The organism is Mesorhizobium sp. M0496 (genome assembly GCF_040321205.1).
Taxonomy (GTDB): domain Bacteria; phylum Pseudomonadota; class Alphaproteobacteria; order Rhizobiales; family Rhizobiaceae; genus Mesorhizobium.
In genome coordinates, this window is the sequence record NZ_JAMYRC010000074.1 from 1 (window position 1) to 15,906 (window position 15,906).

The 15,906-nt window shown below is 60.3% G+C and carries 15 protein-coding genes and 2 pseudogenes; 8 read left to right on the forward strand and 9 right to left on the reverse strand.

Annotated features, from left to right (window positions below; all coding sequences use genetic code 11):
- From NKI73_RS32315 to copD, 4 genes and pseudogenes are all read left to right on the forward strand, one after another.
- A pseudogene (locus tag NKI73_RS32315) lies at positions 1 to 113 on the forward strand (IS481 family transposase); the annotation flags it as partial.
- 187 nt (positions 114 to 300) lie between these two features.
- Positions 301 to 843: a hypothetical protein gene (locus tag NKI73_RS32320; protein WP_352635978.1), complete on the forward strand. Its 543-nt coding sequence runs from the start codon at positions 301 to 303 to the stop codon at positions 841 to 843.
- A gap of 260 nt (positions 844 to 1,103) precedes the next feature.
- Positions 1,104 to 1,463 (forward strand): copper homeostasis periplasmic binding protein CopC, encoded by a 360-nt coding sequence (gene copC / locus NKI73_RS32325; RefSeq protein ID WP_352635980.1) that lies wholly within the window; start codon positions 1,104 to 1,106, stop codon positions 1,461 to 1,463.
- 2 nt (positions 1,464 to 1,465) lie between these two features.
- Positions 1,466 to 2,323 (forward strand): copper homeostasis membrane protein CopD, encoded by an 858-nt coding sequence (gene copD / locus NKI73_RS32330; protein WP_352635981.1) that lies wholly within the window; start codon positions 1,466 to 1,468, stop codon positions 2,321 to 2,323.
- A gap of 61 nt (positions 2,324 to 2,384) precedes the next feature.
- Here the strand turns inward: copD and NKI73_RS32335 are convergent, their stop codons facing one another.
- Positions 2,385 to 2,612 carry a recombinase family protein gene (locus tag NKI73_RS32335; RefSeq protein WP_352635996.1) on the reverse strand — a complete coding sequence of 76 codons (228 nt, stop codon included), beginning with the start codon at positions 2,610 to 2,612 and terminating at the stop codon, positions 2,385 to 2,387.
- A 438-nt stretch (positions 2,613 to 3,050) separates the two neighbouring features.
- Positions 3,051 to 4,952, reverse strand: a complete 1,902-nt coding sequence (locus NKI73_RS32340) for a heavy metal translocating P-type ATPase (protein ID WP_352635982.1) — start codon at positions 4,950 to 4,952, stop codon at positions 3,051 to 3,053.
- A gap of 542 nt (positions 4,953 to 5,494) precedes the next feature.
- Between NKI73_RS32340 and NKI73_RS32350 the strand changes: the two are divergent.
- Positions 5,495 to 5,937, forward strand: a pseudogene (locus NKI73_RS32350) (YqaA family protein).
- Between the two features lie 210 nt (positions 5,938 to 6,147).
- Here the strand turns inward: NKI73_RS32350 and NKI73_RS32355 are convergent.
- The 7 genes from NKI73_RS32355 to NKI73_RS32385 all read right to left on the reverse strand — a co-directional run bounded on the left by NKI73_RS32355 (position 6,148) and on the right by NKI73_RS32385 (position 11,874).
- Positions 6,148 to 6,921, reverse strand: a complete 774-nt coding sequence (locus NKI73_RS32355; protein WP_352635998.1) for a sulfite exporter TauE/SafE family protein — start codon at positions 6,919 to 6,921, stop codon at positions 6,148 to 6,150.
- Between the two features lie 210 nt (positions 6,922 to 7,131).
- Positions 7,132 to 8,019 carry a DUF1259 domain-containing protein gene (locus NKI73_RS32360; RefSeq protein WP_352812062.1) on the reverse strand — a complete coding sequence of 296 codons (888 nt, stop codon included), beginning with the start codon at positions 8,017 to 8,019 and terminating at the stop codon, positions 7,132 to 7,134.
- Between the two features lie 39 nt (positions 8,020 to 8,058).
- The gene (locus NKI73_RS32365; protein WP_352635984.1) at positions 8,059 to 8,529 is read right to left on the reverse strand and encodes a chromate resistance protein ChrB domain-containing protein; all 471 of its coding nucleotides are present in this window, start codon (positions 8,527 to 8,529) and stop codon (positions 8,059 to 8,061) included.
- Positions 8,526 to 9,500: a Fe-Mn family superoxide dismutase gene (locus NKI73_RS32370; protein WP_352635986.1), complete on the reverse strand. Its 975-nt coding sequence runs from the start codon at positions 9,498 to 9,500 to the stop codon at positions 8,526 to 8,528. The genes NKI73_RS32365 and NKI73_RS32370 overlap by 4 nt, the downstream gene beginning before the upstream one ends.
- A 247-nt stretch (positions 9,501 to 9,747) precedes the next feature.
- A complete protein-coding gene (locus tag NKI73_RS32375; RefSeq protein WP_352635988.1) occupies positions 9,748 to 10,566 on the reverse strand; it encodes a DUF1259 domain-containing protein in 819 nt (272 codons plus the stop codon).
- A gap of 16 nt (positions 10,567 to 10,582) precedes the next feature.
- Positions 10,583 to 11,452: an APC family permease gene (locus tag NKI73_RS32380; protein WP_352635990.1), complete on the reverse strand. Its 870-nt coding sequence runs from the start codon at positions 11,450 to 11,452 to the stop codon at positions 10,583 to 10,585.
- A gap of 26 nt (positions 11,453 to 11,478) precedes the next feature.
- A complete protein-coding gene (locus tag NKI73_RS32385; protein WP_352635991.1) occupies positions 11,479 to 11,874 on the reverse strand; it encodes an amino acid permease in 396 nt (131 codons plus the stop codon).
- Between the two features lie 114 nt (positions 11,875 to 11,988).
- Here NKI73_RS32385 and NKI73_RS32390 point away from each other — a divergent pair, with 114 nt between their 5' ends.
- The 3 genes from NKI73_RS32390 to NKI73_RS32400 all read left to right on the forward strand — a co-directional run bounded on the left by NKI73_RS32390 (position 11,989) and on the right by NKI73_RS32400 (position 15,722).
- Positions 11,989 to 12,969 (forward strand): chromate resistance protein ChrB domain-containing protein, encoded by a 981-nt coding sequence (locus NKI73_RS32390; protein ID WP_352635993.1) that lies wholly within the window; start codon positions 11,989 to 11,991, stop codon positions 12,967 to 12,969.
- Between the two features lie 15 nt (positions 12,970 to 12,984).
- Positions 12,985 to 14,400 (forward strand): chromate efflux transporter, encoded by a 1,416-nt coding sequence (gene chrA / locus NKI73_RS32395; RefSeq protein WP_352635995.1) that lies wholly within the window; start codon positions 12,985 to 12,987, stop codon positions 14,398 to 14,400.
- A gap of 101 nt (positions 14,401 to 14,501) precedes the next feature.
- Positions 14,502 to 15,722, forward strand: a complete 1,221-nt coding sequence (locus NKI73_RS32400) for an MFS transporter (protein ID WP_352636001.1) — start codon at positions 14,502 to 14,504, stop codon at positions 15,720 to 15,722.
- Positions 15,723 to 15,906: the final 184 nt, after the last annotated feature.

Sequence of the window (15,906 nt, forward strand, 5' to 3'; positions counted from 1 at the left end):
CGGTCTGGCTGCACCGATATAATTGGCATCGCCCCCACGGCAGCCTAAAGTCAAAACCGCCCATCAGTCGCCTCGCCTTAACCGAGGACAACCTGTTGAGGCTCCACACCTAAGCGAGACGTCACCCTGAGCCTGGACGGACGGGACCGACCATAACGCCCCCGCAAAGACATTAGGCACCGCTAAAACATAAATTGTCCGGAGGCATGTAATCTGCTAGTGTTTGATCACCGACAAACGGCTCTGGAAAGCCGTGCGTCCGACATCATGCACAAGATCAACTCAAACCGGAGAACGGCCATGAAACGGCTTCTGACGGTCGCTGCCCTTTTGGCGGCAGGCAGTTTGGTTACGATGCAAGGCGCAGCCGCCGACGACGCTGCGATGATCAAGAGCGCCGAATCTGCTGCACCCCCTGCCGTGGCAAGCGGCGCTGCGGTCTACGCCGCGGATGACAAGGGCGCCATGCGCACCCTGCGCGAGGGCAAAAACGGCTTCTGGTGCATGCCGGACAGCCCGTCCACGCCCGGCCCGGACCCAATGTGCGGCGATGCCAACTCGATGGAATGGGCGATGGCATGGATGGAAAAGAAAGAACCGCCCAAGGGCAAGGTCGGCTTCATGTACATGCTGTCCGGCGGTACCGATGGCAGCAACACCGATCCCTATGCGACGAAGCCCGAGGAAGGCAACAATTGGATAGAAACCGGCCCGCATGTGATGATCGTCAACGCCATGGACATGATGCAGGGCTATCCGACGGACCCAAAGCCTGACACATCCAAGCCCTATGTGATGTGGCCGGGCACTCCATACGCACATCTCATGATCCCGGTTAAGTAGCTGAAATGGAGTCACGCGGGCGCCAACGCTTGTTTCGCCCGCGCTTGTCCTGATAATTACAAACGCTTGCGGCGTCCGTGACCTTCAATCGAGAGTCTCGGCGGTCGGTAGCGTGTTGGCCCGATCTCCCATCACTTTTCCGGCAAATGGAAAGTTTCGTAACAGCTCGAACAGTGGCGGCCCTGCAACACCAACAAATTCGTATACTCGTCAGAAAGTGCATTGTCTTTGATGACCGTCCGTCGCGGGAGGAGTTCGCGTTGAACCGGACTATCCGACTGATCGCCACACTTGCGCTGTGGAGCGTGCCATTATCCGGCCAGGCGCTTGCGCATGCTCGATTGGTCCAGGCTACTCCAGAGATCAATAGCACCATTGCCGCTCCGCCCACTGAGATTCGACTGCGCTTTAGCGAACCCATTGAGGCTCGATTCTCGGGCATCGATCTGTCGGGGCCGGATGGTGCGAAGATCACCACGGAGATCGCGGTGCAGGATAAGGACATGGTGGCAGCTGTATCAAGGTCCCTTGCGCCGGGTGTTTATCAAGTTGATTGGCACGTGCTGTCAGCAGACGGGCACAAGGTGAAGGGCAATTTCAAATTTGAAGTCAGACCGTAGAAATGGACGTTGATGGCACTCTGGCCTTCGCCCGGTGGGTCTACTTCCTCTCAGTGATGATTCTATTCGGGTCGGCACTCTTCCCTTTCTATGCGCTAGACAGAACCGCGGCTGCCGCGCTTGCGCCTCTACCCCGTAACCTCAATTCTGCCCTCGCACTTGCGGCCGCAATCTTCGCGGCAATTTGGCTGCTGTGTTTTACGGCCGGGCTCTCCGGACGCGAGAGTATGGTTGACACCTTGCGCGGCGTTCTCATGGAAAGCGACTTCGGAACTGTTTGGTTTGTTCGCCTTTCGCTCGTTCTCCTGCTCCTGGTGATCAGTTTCTCGGGGCGGCCCGAATTGATCGTCGGGCCGGCTTTCTTGCTACTGACCTGCGAGGGTTGGCAGGGCCACGCAGCGGCGTTGGGCCTTCTAGGCTCACTGAATCAAGCTCTCCATGTTGCAAGCGCTGGGGCGTGGATAGGTGGCCTCCTGCCCCTCGGCCTGCTTACCGCGGCAGCAGAGCGGCATCCATCCGAAGTCGCAGGCGTGGAAACTGTCCTGTGGCGCTTCTCCCGCTTTGGTATGGTGGCGGTTGCGCTCATTTTTTTGACGGGCGCCATGAACACTTGGCTAGTGCTTGGCTCGTTCCCCGATCCGCGCAACAGCTACGGTCGAGTTCTCCTGTTCAAGATCAGCCTATTCGTCGCGATGGTCGGTTTGGCGGTCTACAATCGATATGCCCTGGTCAGCCGCATAAAGTCCGAACCGGCCAAAAGCTTGCGCACGTTGTCTCGCAACGTTGCGCTGGAGCAGATCGTCGGGTTTGGTGTGCTTCTGGATGTAAGCACGCTGGCGCTTATGGATCCGTACGCATGACGCGCGGACCGCGCAATTATCCGCTGGCAACGTTTCTGCAATTTGCGATCGACACTCACCTCTATCCGCCTGCGCACAGAGTGGCCTGGCGCCGGCGGCCTTCGATCTTCTCGAGGATAAGGAGCATGTCCTTGAGTGAACGCGTCAGTCGGTCGAGTTTCCAGACAACCACGATGTCGCCTTCGTCTAGCTCGCCAAGAAGCCGTTGGAACTCGGGTCGGTCCCCTCCAGATGCTCGCTCCTCCGCGAGCCGCTTGCAGCCGGCGGCTTTGAGAGCACGCAGCTGCAGGCCAGATCCTGATTATCAGTTCTAGAAACACGAGCGCAGCCGACAGGCATTTGCACTCGAGGCTGCTTTGGCACCGCAGACAGGCCTACGCGCTTCTTAGGAATCCCTACTTGGCCTACTCCGTCATCAGGGGATCAGATGGGTCGCTCGTCACGAAACCGACGACCAAAGGATGAAGAAATCGCTGGCTTGCCAAGCGCAGCGCGATATTTAGTGTAACGATGAATTGCATGGACAGGCGGCTGGTACGGTGTGGCAGCCGTGATCGTGATATTGCTTGTGATCGGGTATGCGGCTGGGTGGTTTGGCGGCACACCGCCACCAGCGCCCCAGCAGTAAGCGTGCTCTGGTTGCGGTTGCCGGGTTTCGTGGGCCATGCGAATTGGACGCATTTGTCGTCCAAAGAACTGCAAGCGCCTTAGGCTCCAAAGAGATGCGCTAAACATCTTGGATTCGAACGCGCAGCAGTTTTGCCGAATTCAGGAACACCAGGACATCTGGCCCCAAGTGCAAAATCGCTGCCTGGATAGGGCCGATCCAGCCCATCAGCGCTGCGGTAATGCCTAAAACGTGCACAACACCGACACCGACGAAGATATTTTCCTGAATTGTCCGGTAAGCGCGTCGCGCAATCGCGCGGGCGCTGACAATTCTTGCCAGATCATCCTTCATCAATGCGATGTCGGCGGCTTCCAGCGCTGCCTGCGTGCCGCCGCCGCCCATCGCAATGCCGACATCGGCGCGTGCCAGCGCCGGCGCGTCGTTGATCCCGTCGCCGACCATCGCCACGCGATGGCCCTGCTTTTGCAGTTCGGCGATGGCGGCGACCTTGTCCTGCGGCATCAGATTGGCACGCACTTCATCCACGCCGAGCTCCTTGGCGATGGTCCGCGCTGTGGCCTCATTGTCACCCGTCACCATCACCATGCGCTTGATCCCGGTTGCACGGAGCTTTGCCAGCGCTTCGCGCGCACCTGGTCGCAATGTGTCGGCAATAAAAATCACGCCCGCGAATTTCCCATCGACCGCGACGTGAACCGGCGTCTGTCCGCCCTTTTCGATCGCATCAGAAAGCGGCACGCCGGCCTCGCGCAGCAACGATGCATTCCCGACCAGCACGGTGCGTCCGGAGACCGTCGCCTTCACACCGCGCGCCTGCAACTGCTCGTACTGCTCCGGTTCCGGAACATCGATTTTCATCCGGGCGGCATAATTGACGACCGCCTTCGCCAAGGGGTGAGCCGAGCGCCGATCGGCGGCGGCGGCAAGGCCGATCAGATCAGCTTCCGAAAGCGTGCCGTCCTGCATCTCCACGCCGACAACCTCGGGCTTGTTTGCCGTCAGGGTGCCTGTCTTGTCGAACACCAGGACGTCGACCTTGGCCAAAGACTCCAGATAGACGCCGCCCTTGACCAGAATTCCACTGCGTGCGGCTCGCGCAATGGCTGCGATAATCACCAGAGGGGTCGCCAATCCGAGTTCGGCAGGCGATGTGAAAATCAGCAGAGTGACGATCATCCGAATGTCGCGTGTATAAAGATAAACCGCGACGAGGAAGATCAGCACGACCGGGATCAGCCATGACGCGACCTTATCCGCCAGTTTCTGGACGGGTGCCTGTTCTGCTTCGGCATTCTCGACCAGACTGATAATGCGGGCAAAGGTGGTGTCGGCACCAACCTTCTCGGTCTCGATGTCGAGGGCTCCGGATTCGACGATGGTTCCGGCAAAGACATCGGCGCCATCGCTCTTGTCCTTCGGAATGCTTTCTCCTGTGATCGATGCTTCGTTGACCGAAGCCGCTCCACCGACGACGGTGCCATCGACCGGGATCTTCTCGCCGGCCCGCACCAAGACAACGTTGCCTGCGCGCAGATTCTCGATCGGGACCTTGCGTTCGCCACCTGCGTCCCGCACAAGCGCCACTTGGGGCACCGAGCCGATCAAGTCTTTGATTGAGGCTCGCGCACGATCCATATTCAGATCGGCGATGAACTCCGCGATCAGAATGATCACCATGAGGACCGCGCCGGCGACGGTCTCGCCTCCGATCAGAGCCACCACCGTGGCGATGGTGACGAATATTTCGGTACCGATCTTGTGCTCTTTTGCGAGGTCAACGACGCCGGTCTTGACGAGCGGATACAAGCCGATGGCAACGGCCACCCACAAGGCTTGAATGGGAATCAGCTGTTGCCAGTACAGAAAGGCCATCAGTCCGGTAAATATAATGCGAGCGACTTCGGTCCAACGTTCGCGTGTCATCAACACTCGCCAACCCGATGGAACAGCCTTAGGCGCCGGCTCAACGCTTTCGGTGGCTGCTGTCTCGGATTTCATGATTGGCTCGCTATCTCGGATTGCGGTCTTGGCTTGAAGCGTGAGCGCATCAGGCCCCCGCCGCGGCTATAGTCCTGTCCAGCCATGGTATCCGACATAGAGGCCCGCGGCGATGATGAGAATGCTGGAGAAATAGGGAGCCCAGCGCGCGACGGTCGAGAATCAGGACCAACGTCTGTTCGCGTGCAGGACGCTCAGGGCAGCGGCGGCCCCAACGTGACGAGAGTGATCGTAAGTCCGATCGAGAAGCACAGCACCAGCGAGTGCATGAAAGCTTTCGACACAATTCCGCGCTCGACGGTGGAACAGGCAAACGAGTACGCCCCGCACCACAAGGGCCGGGCGTACTCGTACTGCTTTAGATCATGCGCTTGATGTCGATGTAATCGCCTTCGGTCTGGATCGTCAGCGTTACCTCGCGGTCACCGCGATTGCGCCAGAACCAGCCGTGGTTCCCGTCGAAGGCAACTTCCAGCACACCTTAGTCGGAAGGAACGCTGCGACCCTTTTTTGTGGTTTACGGACTGACCGCCGCCATCGCCGTGCGTCTCGGAGTAGATCTCGCAGCCTATGCTGGTTTGTTCCTGGCGGCCTTGATCGCCGCTACGATCCTGCCGATGCAATCGGAAGCAGTGCTGGTCGGGCTGCTGCTTGCGGATTACTCGCCCCGGCTGCTCATCGCAGTCGCGAGCGTCGGCAACGTGCTTGGATCGGTGATCAACTGGCTGCTCGGGCGAGGCATCGAGCGCTTCCGGAGCCAACGGTGGTTTCCGATGAACCAAGCGCTACTGGAGCGCGCGCAAGTGTGGTATCGCCGCTACGGAAAGTGGTCGCTCCTGCTGAGTTGGCTGCCGGTTGTCGGTGATCCGCTAACCGTCGTCGCGGGCGTCCTGCGCGAGCTTTTCGGGTTTTCCTTTTGTTGGTCACTGCCGCCAAGGTCGGCCGTTATCTTGTTCTTGCCGCCGTGACGCTGAGCGTGATCTGACCTGGCGAAGCTTCTCGAAGCTGATCGGGTTAGGCCCGGCTGGTTCGAAGGAACCAGCCCAAGGCCACTCTGATGCACGCGGACGGGAAGCTTAGCTCTTCTTGACGGCGACCTTGTCGAGGGCTGCGCGCAGACCTTTCGCCAGCTTCTGTGCATCGCGGGACCGGCCAACCAAGCTACGGCGCAGCGCTCCGGCCAACGTCGACATTGTTAGGACATTCCTGTGGCCGCGCGCCAAGCCTGCACAACGAAGCTGTGCTGGTTCCAGATCATCAGCGCTCCACTCACAGCCATGAGCGCGACCACAAGGCCGCGGAATTGTCGTCCACTCAGGCGTTCGAGCCAGCGCTTGGCCAGCAGATTGGCAAGCGCGGCGCCCAAACCCGCGGCTACGCCGTACATGGCCGCCTGACCACCTAGCGCGCCGAGTCCGGTGAATACCGCGATCTTGACGACATCGGTCACAAACGAGTTCACGGATTTCGTTGCGACCAACGTCTCCTTCTCCGAACCGTAGTTCAGATAGAGCGAATTCAGGACGGGTCCCACCGTGCCCATCAGCGCCGACAACAGGGCGACGATCAGGCCGGCCGGGAGGAACCACCAGCGGCGAGCTCGGTAGCTCCGCTCGCGCGCCCCGCCGCGAAATTCCCAGACTGCACTGATCAGATAGATCCCTATGAGTATCTGGAGCCATTCCGCCCGACTGTTGGCGAAGAGCCAAGAGCCCGCTGCGGCGCCGGCGATGGCGCCGGGCAGGTACCAACGGACCAAGCTCCAATCTATGTCGCGCCGAAAGGCCAGGGCGCGGATGGGATTGCCGATGAGCTCGGTCAAGGTGATGACCGGCGCAACCGCCGCGCTGCCTGTGATGAAAGTCACGGCGGGGATCAGCAATAGACCTCCGCCTCCGGCCGAGAGGGTGTTCAGCGTCCAGGTGAGGAACCCCGCTAAAGCCAGGAGGCCTAGTCTAATCCAGTCCATCCGATCAGAACGAAGCGGGCCTTCGATCGTTCCGAACGCATCGGTTCGCAAAGGCCCGGCCCGCCTCTCACGTACGATGGAAAGGCGATCTCCGGCGGAATGCTGGTGGCAGAAAGACACCGTGCCAGAGGACAATTCCCGAGCCAGCGGGAAGAAGGCCGGGCAATCGCTCCGAGCCGGCCGAACTCCGCCGTTGGACGGGCCACCAATCTAGCTCTTCTTGACGGCGACCTTGTCGAGGGCTGCGCGCAGGCCTTTCGCCACCTTCTGCACATCGTCGTTTGCCCAGAAATGCATGAAGAAGAGCCGCGGCTGCTCATCGAGCATGTGGCTATGCAGTGCGGTGATCTCGATGCCGTTGTCCTGCATGGCTTTGATAACCGGATTGACCTCCTTGGCGGTCAGCACAAAATCACCCGTGATCGCCGCCTTGCCGCCACCTGTCGATTGGAAGTTGATCGCTATTGCCGAGCCCATGGCCGCCGGCACTTCCATTCCATTTTCCTCGACCGGCTTAGCGCGCGGTATCGTGAACTGGTAGACCGCTCCGTTGGCCTTACCCTTATAACCGATGGTTTGGTCGACACTGGCCGTGTCGAACTCGATCTGCGGAGCGGCTTGCGGCTGGGCGCCGCCTCCCATCGGTGTTTTGCTCAGCGCCAATCCGGCATGAAGCGCTGTTGCGAGCGTAACCGGGTCGCCTTGGCCGAGGACGTGCATGTAGAGCGTCATCGGCTCCGCGCGCAGCAAGTGGTTGTGCACCGCAGTGATCTCGATCCCACCTTCTTCAAGCTTCTTCATGACCGGGTTCACCTCGTCCTGCGTCAGAACGATGTCGCCCATGACCATGGCCTGATCTCCCATGGGTTCGAACGCGATCCAGCCTCCAAGCGCAAATCCGGGTTTCAGGGATATGCCATCGAGCGAAACCTTCAGGTCCGTTCGTGGCAGCCCGACCCTGTAGACGCCATCAGGCGTCTCGGTTCCGGATTTGCCGAGCGCCTTTGCGATTGTTTCCCAATCGGGCGCCGCCGATGCCGGTTGGAGCAGCGCCGACATCACAATCAGCATCGCTCCGGTCACGAGTTTTGCATGCATGGGGTTTCTCCTTGTAATTTGCCCCCATTGCCCAATTCGTCATGCGGCCGCCGGCTTGATGGCGGGTGGCCAGCTATGCGTTTCCGCTTTGCGGCCCGAAGCCCACGCGTAGAGCGCGTCATAGATGACGAAGCCGTGCTTCAGCACCTCCTGGTCGTCAGACGTTAGGTCCCGCAGACCCATGGAGATTGCCAGCAGCCCCGCCGACTGTGGCGTGAGGTCGTGCCGGTCCGTGTCGGCGCCGCGCACGATCGCCGCAATGGTTACGATCGCCGGGTCGCGATCGAGCCCATTTTTGGAAACGAAGGTGTCGAAACTGCAGCCGTCGCCGACATGGGTGAATTCGACGCCGGGCACGTCGTAAGGCGTGGCGCCCGTTTCCTGGGCAACACGGATCACCTGATCGGGCGGCACGAACAGGAACTCAGGTTCCTTGTCGATGAAGCGCGCAATCAGCCAGGGGCAGGCAATGCGGTCGATGACCGGACGTTCACGGGTAACCCATTTCATGACGCAATCCTTTCTTCGCTTATCACCAGGGGGACGGTTGGCGCGCCGATCGCATGCCAGGCGGCGATGCCGCCTGAAAGCGCACTCGCATCGACGCCGCGACGCCGCAGTTCGGCGACTGCGTCGCCGCTGACCTGGAAGCCGTAGACGCAATAGACGACGACCGGTCTGTCCTTCGGCAGTTCACCCGCCCAATCGGCGATGGTCTCAGGCGCGCGGACCTTGGCCCCCGGCAACATATCGCTGCGTTTTGCCAGATCGTCGGCGAGGCAGACATCGAGCACGACGAGATCTTCTCCATGATCGAGACGCGCCCGCAGTTCCTCTGGTGCGACCGCTGGAACCGCATCGTCCGATGCCGATCCTGTTGAAGGATCACGCTTCGCGACGGCTCGCCGGTGGCGGGCAGCCACCCGTTCCCAATGGATGTTCTTCATAAAGGCATCGACATAGGCGCCGGCCTTGGTGCCGAAATCCATGTGGTAGGCGTGCTCGTACATGTCGAGCGCGAGGATCGGCATGCCGCCGGCAAGACAGTTGGTGTGGTCCGCCGCCCATTGGATCGTCAGTCGGTCGCGCCGCTCCGACCAGGTCAGCAGGGTCCATCCCGAGCCTCCGGCCTGCGCCTTGGCACAGGCCATGAACTTGGCGCGCCAGGAGGCTACGCTGCCGAAGTCGCGCTCCAGAGCCGCAGCGAGATCGCCTCCGGCATCGCCGGTGCCACCGAGTCCGTCGAAATAGATTTCGTGCAGGATTGCTGAATTGGCTGCGACCAGTTCCTCGCGTTTCAGACCATTGATGTCGAAAACTGGCGCCGCGCCCCAGTCGAGCCCGTCGAGCCGCTGTTCGATGGCGTTGAGGCGACGAACGGCACCGCCATAGTTGTTTTCGTAGTGACTTGCCAACAGCCTCTCGGAGAGGCCGACGAGGCGAGGCGGCTTGAACGGCAACGGCATGATTTGGTGTGGCATCGGTTTCCCCACTCTGCGGCACGGCCATCCGTGAGGGGGCGAACGCTATGCCCGAATGTAGAATGATACAAGTGTTGCATTTGTCTTTGTTCGTGATACGGTTCACTTATGAGTGAGGGGCAATCACAGGAGCAGCGCTGGCTGCTCCTGGTCCATCAGCTGCCAAGCAAGCCCGCCTACTTTCGGGTGAAGATTCGGCGATGGTTGCAGGGCATCGGCGCGCTCGGCTCCAGCACGGTCTGACAAACTATTGCTGCGTGTTGAGCGCCCGCCTCAAACTCTGCGCCAACGCCTGAGCATTGCCGATGCCCCAGTAGTGCAAGAAGATGATCCGCGGGTCTTCAAAGAACATGTGATTGTGCACCGCGATCACTTCAATCGCTCCAGCTTGCAGTTCACGGATGACTGAATGGACTTCATTTTCCAGCATCGCAAAGTCGCCGCAGACCGCGGCGCGCTCGTCCGTGCCCTGGAAGGCTGCCCACGTGTTGTAGCCCATTGCGGCATCAATATTGAGCTCGCCACAGCGTGTGCAGACGACGGGCACGGATGGCCGCCCCAGGACAAACTTGAGCACGCCGTCCTTGCTCTCGCCCTTGTGCTCGACAATCGCCTCAAGCGGCGGGACGTTCAAGCTACTGTTCACTTTCTTCATGGCAGGTCCGACAGGACGCTTCTTGCGCACGATCTTTATTGCTTCAAAAATCCCATGCGCTCCTGTCGCCAACGCAGTTTCATCAGCCGTACCCTCGACATGCATAAACATCACGCGCGGCTGTTCGCGGACGAAATGATTATGTAGGGCCGTTACATACAGGTTTGCCTGGATCGCTGCGGCCATCGCTCCCTCGATTTCATCTTCGAGCACGACGATGTCGCCCATCAACGTCGCATGATGTGCCCCCTGTTTGAAACCGACCCAGGAGGTGAGACCCATAAACGGAATGATCTCAAAGCCGTCCAGGGTCACTCTCACTTCACTGCGCGGGACCGATAACTTGAGCACGTCACCCGTGGTCTGTCCCTTCAGTCCGGTAAGGGATTCAATGGCTTGGTAATCGAGCATCTTGGACCTCCTCGTTTCAGCTAGCACTAGCCGAACCAAATTTCGGTTGGCGCCGCACAATGAATCGAGTGCCGAACGCCAACGCGAGCGTCACCATTCCAATTATAAGGTGCAGGAGTGGTATGAAGAAGAGCAGTATGAAGCAGCCAGCCAGGCCGAACCAAGCGAAGAAGGGCGAGAACAGGCGCTGCTCCTTACTTAAGTGCAGAGCCGCGTAGTGGGTAATGGCAAACCAAACCAGCAGGTAAAAGCTGGCAAGCGGCAAGACCTGACGCAGGTCGAACACCAGCACCACTGCAAAGACGAGCGCCCCGATGGCAAGTACTGCGTGACGCGGCACCTTGAAACGCGGATGGACCTCGCCGAGCCATTTCGGAAATTCGCGCGCCTCGCCCATCGCGAGCGCCACACGCCAGACGCTGAGCAGATCGCTAACGAGCTCGTTAATCGATGCTGTCCATGCGGCCCCTAGGATCAGCCAGCCGCCCCACGACCCGATAGCCTGCGTAGCTGCCTTGAAGAGAGGTACGTCATCTTTGGCCATTTCCTCCGCGCCAAGCACCCCCAGAGTAGTAGCGGCCACGGCGTAATAGACGACGGCGGCGATCGCAATGCCGCCTAGAATGGAGAAGGGAATGGCCTTTCGGGGATCCCGAATTTCGCCCGCCATAATGGCGGTGCGCATGAAGCCATCCCAAGCCCAGAAGAAGATCGCGGCGCCCGCCATAAATCCGAATGGCCCCTTATCCAGTGTCGGGACCAAACGAGCGACTTCTACATGCGGAGCCGCGAAGAAAACGAATACGCCCAGAAGCGCAACGATGACCAGCACCAGGCCAATAATGACTTTGCTCGTGAAGGAAATACCAAAGGAATTCATTAGCATAACAACGAGTACAAGCGCGCCAGCCGTCAAATGTACGGGAAGGCCAGGAACAAGTTGTGCTGAGTAATGAGCGAAGGCAGCGATACCACGCCCGTGCCCACAATCCCCTGTCCAACATAGCAACAGCCAGCAAGGAAGCCGACCGTGTTGAGATGGAACGCCCGGGCCCAGATGAACGCACCGCCATGTCTGGGGAAATTGACGCCGAGCTGCGCGCCGCTGATACCTGTGGCCAAGCATACCAGCCCTCCTGGAATCATCGCCAGGAGAAGGGCGGGACCGGCCCGCTCGGCGGTCGCACCAAGGGCACCGAAAATACCCGTCCCGATAATCATGCCGGCAGTCATGAGCGTAGCTGCGGTGCGTCCAAGGGTCCGTGTCGCGGATGATCCTGACTGGGTAGCCCCACCCGAAGCTCTCATTTCGGCACCTCCTGTCGGGCGTCAGCGAGACAGTCTGCGAGACCGCGAACGCTACGCCTGAATAAAGCATGATACAAGTGTTGCATTTGCCTTTCTCAGTGATACGGTCTGCTGATGAGCGAAGGGGAACTTGGGACCGAGCAGCGCTGGCTGCTCTTGATCCATCAGCTGCCGACCAAACCAGCCTATTTCCGGGTAAAGATCTGGCGGCGGCTGCAGGGTATCGGCGCAGTTGCGGTCAAAAGCACCGTCTATGCGCTGCCCGCCGATGCAGAGACGCAGGAGGATTTCGAATGGCTCCTGAAGGAAATTATCGACGGTGGCGGTGAGGCGATGGTGTGTGAGGCGCGTCTGATCGACGGCCTGACGGACGTACAGGTTCGGGCGCTGTTCGATGCCGCGCGGGACACCGACTATGCGGAGATCGCCAAGGCAGCGCGCGATCTAACGGCGGCTATCGACGCCGAGAGGACCGAGGATCGGCGCGCGGACGCCCGCACGCAACTCGGTCGAATGCGCAAGCGGCTCGCCGAGCTTGTGACAATCGACTTCTTCGGCGCCAGCGGTCGCCTTGCTGTAGAGGGACTGATCGCCGAGCTCGAGGCTCAGCTTATGGAGGACAAGGCCATGACCAAGGAACCAAAGAAGATGGCCGAGCCGGGCGAGCTCAAGGGCCGGACCTGGGTCACTCGCCGGGACGTGCATGTCGATCGCATCGCCTGCAGCTGGCTGATCCATCGCTTCATCGATGCCGATGCAACAATCCGCTTCGTCGCTGGCAAGGGATACGTGCCAAAGGAGGGCGAATTGCGCTTCGACATGTTTGAGGGCGAAATCACCCATGAGGGAGACCGCTGCAGCTTCGAGGTGCTGCTGGCCCGCGCCGGCATTACGGATACGGCTTTGCAGGCCATCGCCGAGGTCGTCCACGATATTGATCTCAAGGACAGCAAGTTCGGTCGCGAGGAAGCCACGGGGATTGCCAGCCTGATCGCCGGGATCGCCATGGCGAATGCCGGTGACGAGCAACGGATCGCCGAGGGCGCTTCGGTGTTCGACAACCTCTACCGATATTTCCGCTCGAAGCGCGGGTGATCCGAGGAACCAATCATGGCCAATGCTGAGAACACCGTGACAGCACCGAACCGACCAGACGACACGCCCGGCCATGGCATTTCGTTCGCTGAGGCCACGCGGGTGTGGGCGCGTGTGGCCGCGCTCAGCTTCGGCGGCCCGGCGGGTCAGATCGCCATGATGCACCGCATCATCGTCGAGGAAAAACGCTGGATCGGCGAGACCAGGTTCCTGCATGCGCTCAATTACTGCACGCTGCTGCCCGGGCCGGAGGCACAACAGCTTGCCATCTACATCGGCTGGCTCATGCACAAGACCAGAGGCGGCCTCGTCGCCGGTATCCTGTTCGTGCTGCCTGGTGCGATCGCCATCATGGCGTTGAGCTGGATCTATGCAATCTTTGGCAATGTCGGAGCAGTTCAGGCCCTCTTCTTCGGCTTGAAGGCGGCGGTCCTTGCCATCGTGCTCGAAGCGGTGTTGCGCATCGGCAGACGGGCGCTCAAGAACAATGCCATGATCGGGCTTGCGGCGGCGGCCTTCATCGCTCTGTTCTTCTTCCACGCGCCATTCCCGCTGGTCATCCTGGCTGCGGGTGTGATCGGTTACGTCGGGGGACGGGCAGGGTGGGCTTCATTCCAGTCGGGCAACGGACATGGCAAGGTCGGCGGCAAGCAGGTTGCCGACGCAGATACGGCGCTTGGCGAAGGGGTGCCTGCGCATACCCGGCCATCCGTCAGCTGGTCGCTGAAGATCGCAGCGGTGTGTCTGCTGCTGTGGCTCGTGCCGGTCCTGGCACTTCTTGTGTTTCTTGGGCAAGGCAATGTCTTCACCGACATCGCGATCTTCTTCTCCAAGATGGCGATGGTCACCTTCGGCGGCGCCTATGCGGTGCTCGCCTATGTCGCTCAGCAAGGTGTCGAGCACTACGGCTGGCTCAAGCCGGGAGAAATGCTGGACGGCCTCGGTATGGCCGAGACCACGCCCGGTCCGCTCATCATGGTCACCCAGTTCGTCGGTTTCATGGGCGCCTACCGGGCGCCAGGAATGCTCAGCCCGCTGGTCGCCGGAACACTCGGCGGTCTGCTGACGACGTGGGTAACCTTCGTTCCGTGCTTCCTGTGGATATTCCTCGGCGCGCCGTTCATGGAGACGATGCGCAGCAACAAGGCCCTATCGGCAGCGCTGTCTGCCATCACGGCGGCGGTGGTCGGTGTGATCCTGAACCTGGCGGTGTGGTTCGCGCTTCATGTGCTGTTCCGCGAACTGCGTGAGGTCAGCTGGCTGGGCACGACGGTGGATGTGCCAGTATTCAGCTCCGTCAACCTGCCGTCGCTGGTGCTGACAATCGGTGCGCTGCTGGCCGTGTTTCGTTTCAAGATCGGCATGATCCCCGTGCTCGCGACATGCTCTGTCCTGGGCGTGCTTTATGGCGTTGCCACGGGATCGATTTAAGCAGTGCGATAGGCGCAACCACTTTGCGGCAGGAGGCATACCTGGCAGCCCAGACGCCGACGAATGCTTCGCGCGAACCTTTAGCCAAACAGAGGTTTTCGCTGCTGCCTGCCGGTGCCAGGCCGGCAGCTGCCCTTCTGTTGACGTCCAGGGGATTGAGGGCATTCGGCGACGGACTCGTCAGTCTTCTGCTTCCCGCCTATTTGGCCACACTTGGTTTCAGTCCTTTCAAGATCGGGGTTCTCGCCACAGCGACGCTCGCTGGTTCAGCGGTGCTCACTTTGACCGTCGGGTTTGTCGCACACCATTTCTCTCGCCGCTCCCTGCTGATTGCAGCTGCCGTCCTGATGGTTGTCACGGGGAGCGCCTTCGCGTTGGTTCAGGATTTCTGGCCGCTGCTCCTTGTCGCATTCGTGGGAACGTTGAACCCATCCTCGGGCGACGTCAGTGTGTTTCTGCCGCTGGAGCATGCGCAACTTGCCCATAGTGTCACTGACCGCAACCGCACCGCGCTCTTTGCACGCTACAGCCTTGTCGGCTCACTTGTAGGGGCGGTCGGTGCTCTTGCGGCCGGAGCCCCCGACCTACTCCGCCAGATTGTCGGCCTGGACATCAAGCAAGCTCTCCAGATCGCCTTCCTGCTTTATGCCTTTCTGGGAGTAGGAGCGTTGCTCCTCTATCGGAAATTGCCGGATGAGCCGCTCGATGCGAGTGCGGTACCGGCGGAACCACTACGCAAATCTCGAACCATCGTCCTCACGCTCGCTGCACTTTTCAGCCTTGACGCTTTTGCGGGCGGTTTCGTGGTCCAGTCGTTGATGGCTCTTTGGCTTTTCCAACGGTTCGGGCTATCGCTCGCTGCGACGGGCGCAATCTTCTTTTTGACGGGTATCCTCTCCGCCGGGTCGTATCTAGTGGCCGTGCAAATCTCTAAACGGATCGGGCTGGTGAACACGATGGTGTTCACACACCTGCCGTCCAGTCTTTGCCTTTTGCTCATCCCCTTCATGCCGAGCCTCGGTCCCGTCATCGTACTTCTGCTGATCAGGAGCGCCTTGTCGCAGATGGACGTACCGACCCGCACCTCCTACGTCATGGCCGTGGTATCACCTGGTGAGCGGGCCGCCGCCGCGAGTGTCACCGCTGTCCCGCGCAGCCTCGCGGCAGCCGCCAGCCCGATGCTTGCCGGCTCGCTGCTCGCAATGTCCGGCTTCGGTTGGCCGCTGCTCATCGCCGGCGCCTTGAAGATTGTCTATGACATCCTTCTGCTTGCGATGTTTCGCAAGGTTCGCCCGCCAGAGGAACGACGAGATGGGCCGTAGCAACCCGCGGAATGCCGAGACAGCATGAGCCGCGCGCCCCTGTTATTCTGCAGGTGGGCGTTCTGCCGACGAGTAGTGCATCAATTGAAAAGCCCGCCACGGTGTCCGAACCGGATAGATAGGTAACAGAATGGACTGATTAGATGGGTGACAGTTTTCTCCCTCGCCGGGAGGACCGGCGATG

Bases quoted from the DNA above. Each gene is read 5' to 3' on its own strand.
- NKI73_RS32375 (WP_352635988.1), bottom strand. From the start codon at position 10,566: ATGCTCGATTACCAAGCCATTGAATCCCTTACCGGACTGAAGGGACAG.
- NKI73_RS32365 (WP_352635984.1), bottom strand. From the start codon at position 8,529: ATGAAATGGGTTACCCGTGAACGTCCGGTCATCGACCGCATTGCCTGC.
- NKI73_RS32340 (WP_352635982.1), bottom strand. From the start codon at position 4,952: ATGAAATCCGAGACAGCAGCCACCGAAAGCGTTGAGCCGGCGCCTAAG.
- NKI73_RS32380 (WP_352635990.1), bottom strand. From the start codon at position 11,452: ATGCTAATGAATTCCTTTGGTATTTCCTTCACGAGCAAAGTCATTATT.
- NKI73_RS32370 (WP_352635986.1), bottom strand. From the start codon at position 9,500: ATGCCACACCAAATCATGCCGTTGCCGTTCAAGCCGCCTCGCCTCGTC.
- NKI73_RS32355 (WP_352635998.1), bottom strand. From the start codon at position 6,921: ATGGACTGGATTAGACTAGGCCTCCTGGCTTTAGCGGGGTTCCTCACC.
- chrA (WP_352635995.1), top strand. From the start codon at position 12,985: ATGGCCAATGCTGAGAACACCGTGACAGCACCGAACCGACCAGACGAC.
- NKI73_RS32385 (WP_352635991.1), bottom strand. From the start codon at position 11,874: ATGAGAGCTTCGGGTGGGGCTACCCAGTCAGGATCATCCGCGACACGG.
- NKI73_RS32320 (WP_352635978.1), top strand. From the start codon at position 301: ATGAAACGGCTTCTGACGGTCGCTGCCCTTTTGGCGGCAGGCAGTTTG.
- NKI73_RS32390 (WP_352635993.1), top strand. From the start codon at position 11,989: ATGAGCGAAGGGGAACTTGGGACCGAGCAGCGCTGGCTGCTCTTGATC.
- copD (WP_352635981.1), top strand. From the start codon at position 1,466: ATGGACGTTGATGGCACTCTGGCCTTCGCCCGGTGGGTCTACTTCCTC.
- NKI73_RS32360 (WP_352812062.1), bottom strand. From the start codon at position 8,019: ATGCATGCAAAACTCGTGACCGGAGCGATGCTGATTGTGATGTCGGCG.